A 3,817-nucleotide genomic window follows, 5' to 3' on the forward strand; every position below is an offset into this window, starting at 1 on the left:
TAGTAGATATAGTTAAGAAACATACTTAGACACAATATACATACCATTTGGTATGTATTAATTCTTCCGGTATGCTAACGATCATTGCTATGGTTTTTCTCTCTTCAAAACAAATAACTTCAAGAAGAAATGCCAAAAGTTGTCCCCGAATATAAAGAAGAGGCAAAGCGGCGAATTATTGAGGCGGCTATGGAAGTAATTGCCGAACGGGGATGTGATCAATTAACCTTTGAGCACGTGGCACAAAAGATAGGAGTAACCAAAGGAGCTGTTTATTGGTACTTTAAAACGAAAGATGAATTGATAACAGCCGTTTTGAAAAAATTTCAGAGTGAATTTGAACGTGTTAATTTTGATTTGTTTTATAATAGACCGATAGAAGAGATGTTTTTACAGATATTTGAGAAATTTTCTCTCAATGATTATCGGCAACGTGCTATCTTTTTTGAAATGTTTGCTATAGCTGTAAGGAATCTTGATCTTAGACGTTCAACACGTGATTATTATTCAAGTTTAGTCACCACCTTCGAGGATGCTGTCAAAAAAGAACAAAAACAGAATCCAAAGGAAAATCAGATGGAATCCCATAAACTGGCATTGCTCATGGTAGCTCTCTATTCGGGTTTGCAGAATTTAGAACTGGTCTGGTTGTGTCAGGATGAGATCAAGGATCTTTGGCTTGATGGAATACAACTATTGTTAAATAAAAAGGGAAATGATGGTCTAGAAAAAAAGTAATATAAATCCTTCTTCAATATGAATTACGTGGTTAAGGTAACTAAAAAGATATACGTATATTTAAATTTGCGATTTTTTTTACAAGGTTGGTTACTAAATTACAATCCCATAAAGAACAAATTCACTCTGTAAGTTGTATCATAAATTGATAGATCGTATGAATATTCTATTTAGAGGGAGAATCCTCTGATTACTCATCAATGTTTCATACAGATATTCCAATTTTTTTAAGACACTCATTTTTATATACTTTTAGGATCCACTTCAATAAATATTGAAACACTCTGATCTACGATCAGACAAGGTTGAGATGAATTAATTATGCCATTTATAATGCCATTCCTTGGATCTCCTCTCTATTTCCTTATTGGAATAGGAATTATCTGTGCTGTTATCATGCTTATCATGATGTGTATCATGCGAAGAATGATCATGCGGGGGGGGATGCTGTCCCTGCTGCTGCGGTCATCAGAAAGAACAAATTGAACAAATAATGGATAACCAGTGACACACATGATAGATATTCTCACCGGAGCGTTACTTCTGGGATGGACAACCCTCGTTGCGTATCTTACTGAGCACGTCGTTACATGTCTGATTCCTGCATTCTTTATCGCCGGAGCAATTGCAGCATTTGTAAAAAAAGATGCCATTCTCAAATACTTCAGCCCGGATGCAAACAAGTCAGTCAGTTATGGTATTGCTTCTATATCAGGAACCGTTCTTGCAGTCTGTAGCTGTACGATTCTCCCGATGTTTGCAGGAATTCTCAAAAAGGGGAGTGGCATTGGTCCGGCGATTACGTTCCTCTATGCTGGTCCGGCGATTAATATCCTTGCCATCGTGTATTCTGCAAAGGTCCTTGGTCTTGACATCGGAATTGCACGTGCAGTCTCTGCAATTATTCTTTCGATAATCATCGGTCTTATCATGGCTACGATCTTTAAGGAGCATGATAATGAAGTCCGTGCAAATGCAATAAAGAATCCCCGGGTTTCTTCCAGAGGTGAAGAACGACCTAAATGGGTTGTACTTGCATTTTTTATCTTCCTGATTGCAATCCTCCTGGTTGGAACTTCACAACTCTACGTCTTTATCCGGCTCCTGATCGTCTACTTCCTCTCTATGGCGGTTGCATTCCTGCTCATTTACTATTTCAGCAGGGATGAGGTGACCGAGTGGGGATATGAGATATGGGATCTGACCAAGAAGATCTTTCCCATCCTCGTGATTGGAACCTTTGCTCTCGGGGTACTCTCCTACTTTATCCCTCCTGAGACCTTTAGGCCATATATTGGTGATAATTCTCTCCTCTCGAACTTTATTGCAGCCATCATCGGTGCAATCCTCTACATGCCAACGTTACTTGAAGTGCCGGTTATCGGGACGACCCTTGGGTACCTTTCCGGGAATATGGCGAAAGGACCGGCTCTCGCTCTCCTATTAACCGGTCCATCGATTAGTCTTCCAAGTCTTATGGTTCTCACCCGGGTTATGGGAGCAAAGAAGACCGGAGTATACGCTGTCCTGGTCGTGGTATTCTCAACCCTCGCCGGATTCGTATTCGGGAACAGCGGGCTCTGATGAGAATGGCGTTCGATAAACCCTGCTGTCCGGCAGATGCACTCCGGAGGGTGAAGATGATCCTGGTAAACGGGATCCCAACCGGTATCACCATGCTGGATGAGATAATCGCTGAAGTAAAGGAGATGAATCTCACATCCGAGCAGCAGATCAAGGAGACCCTTCTGAAGAAGGTGAAAGTGTACAATTACATCTCCAAAGGTGCTGAGGAGATGTATGCAAAAGCGATTGTAGCGGAGTATAAGAGATTGCTCGCTCTGAAAAAAAGATGATATTCTTATACAACAAAGCTATTTCAAATAAAGGTGAAATATGAAACTTGAAGTGTTAGGAACCGGCTGTACGAAATGCAAACGTATGTATGACAATGTGACTGAAGCGGTAAAAAAATCAGGTATTCAGGCAGAAATCGTGAAAGTTGAAGCACTGGAGGAGATTGTGAGCAGAGGTGTGATGATGACTCCGTCTCTGTTCCTGGATGGCGAAGAGGTTGTTGCGGGCCGTGTTCCGACGGTTAATGAGATCATGGAAATAATTCAGGAGAATTCATAATGGCAGAGAAGGCTCCGTGCACGTGTGGAAGTAATGAAAAAAACCGATTGATCTTCCCCTGCTCTGGACAGGCAAATACCGGACAGATATCAAATCAGGCTGCTATTCAGTTATCTGACGAGGGATATGGCAGTTTTGTCTGTACTGCCCTGCTGGCGTCAGGATCTGAGTCTCTGGCTGAACGTGCAAGAGGAGTGCAGGAAGTTGTCGCCATTGACGGGTGTGGAATGCATTGTGCAAAAAAGATCGTGGAGCAGGCCAAAGTCCCGGTTCACCAGCACCTGGTGATCACCGATCTTGGAATTGAAAAGAAGAGTGGTGACCGTTCTTTTTCTCCTGATGAAGTTGAAGCAATCGCCTCTGCAGCATGGAAAGGAGAAGGAAAGATAATGGGGTCAGAATCAGAAAAGAAGACCTCTTCCGGCGGGTGTGGTTGCGGAGGCAATTGCTCCTGATCTTTTTTATCCATTTATATTCTGATATCCTTTTATTACTTTATCAGTTCCATGAATAATATCACTACTTCCTGTTATTCCGATATCTCCGATAAACAGGGCAGGATAAGATATTTTCGAATAATTAAACCGGTTCTTATATTCAGTAAATAATTGACGGTTCTCTTCATTATATACAAGATTTCGGTATTCGATCAGGACAGAAGGATTTTTCCGTCCATATGATTGAAGGAACAAAAGTGCATCTTTACAGCTGCCACAACCGGAACCATAAAAGAACTGTATCTGGATGGGAGAATTTTCATGTAAAATTGTATCATGTGAAAATAGTTCCGAAACTTCATCTCTTGTGATTTCAGTCCCGTCTTTTTGAAATATCGCTCCCATGCACGCCGGGATGAGCATGAGAATTACCAAAGGGACGAGAAATATCGGACTGTACAATCCGCGTTCAGTTTTTTTCATACGCATACCTGTAACCATTCAAT

The 3,817-nt window shown here is 41.3% G+C and carries 7 protein-coding genes; 6 read left to right on the forward strand and 1 reads right to left on the reverse strand.

Annotation, left to right across the window (positions count from 1 at the left end; genetic code table 11):
• Positions 1 to 129: 129 nt before the first annotated feature.
• The 6 genes from LDL35_RS14885 (at position 130) to LDL35_RS14910 (ending at position 3,329) form a co-directional block, all read left to right on the forward strand.
• Complete coding sequence (locus LDL35_RS14885) at positions 130 to 738, forward strand: TetR/AcrR family transcriptional regulator (protein WP_304023901.1); 609 nt, start codon at positions 130 to 132, stop codon at positions 736 to 738.
• 321 nt (positions 739 to 1,059) lie between these two features.
• The gene (locus LDL35_RS14890) at positions 1,060 to 1,224 is read left to right on the forward strand and encodes a hypothetical protein (RefSeq protein ID WP_304023903.1); all 165 of its coding nucleotides are present in this window, start codon (positions 1,060 to 1,062) and stop codon (positions 1,222 to 1,224) included.
• A 27-nt stretch (positions 1,225 to 1,251) separates the two neighbouring features.
• Entirely contained in the window at positions 1,252 to 2,322 is a 1,071-nt protein-coding gene (locus LDL35_RS14895; RefSeq protein ID WP_304023906.1) for a permease, read from the forward strand.
• Positions 2,322 to 2,594, forward strand: coding sequence for a hypothetical protein (locus LDL35_RS14900; RefSeq protein WP_304023908.1), 273 nt, complete (start codon positions 2,322 to 2,324; stop codon positions 2,592 to 2,594). Before LDL35_RS14895 ends, LDL35_RS14900 begins: the two co-directional genes overlap by 1 nt.
• A gap of 40 nt (positions 2,595 to 2,634) precedes the next feature.
• Positions 2,635 to 2,874: a thioredoxin family protein gene (locus LDL35_RS14905; protein WP_304023914.1), complete on the forward strand. Its 240-nt coding sequence runs from the start codon at positions 2,635 to 2,637 to the stop codon at positions 2,872 to 2,874.
• Positions 2,874 to 3,329, forward strand: a complete 456-nt coding sequence (locus LDL35_RS14910) for a putative zinc-binding protein (protein ID WP_304023920.1) — start codon at positions 2,874 to 2,876, stop codon at positions 3,327 to 3,329. The genes LDL35_RS14905 and LDL35_RS14910 overlap by 1 nt, the downstream gene beginning before the upstream one ends.
• Positions 3,330 to 3,335: 6 nt before the next feature.
• Here LDL35_RS14910 and LDL35_RS14915 read toward each other — a convergent pair whose 3' ends face one another.
• A complete protein-coding gene (locus LDL35_RS14915; RefSeq protein ID WP_304023923.1) occupies positions 3,336 to 3,794 on the reverse strand; it encodes a hypothetical protein in 459 nt (152 codons plus the stop codon).
• Positions 3,795 to 3,817 lie beyond the last annotated feature (23 nt).

Source organism: Methanospirillum hungatei, assembly GCF_020216685.1.
Lineage (GTDB): Archaea > Halobacteriota > Methanomicrobia > Methanomicrobiales > Methanospirillaceae > Methanospirillum > Methanospirillum hungatei_B.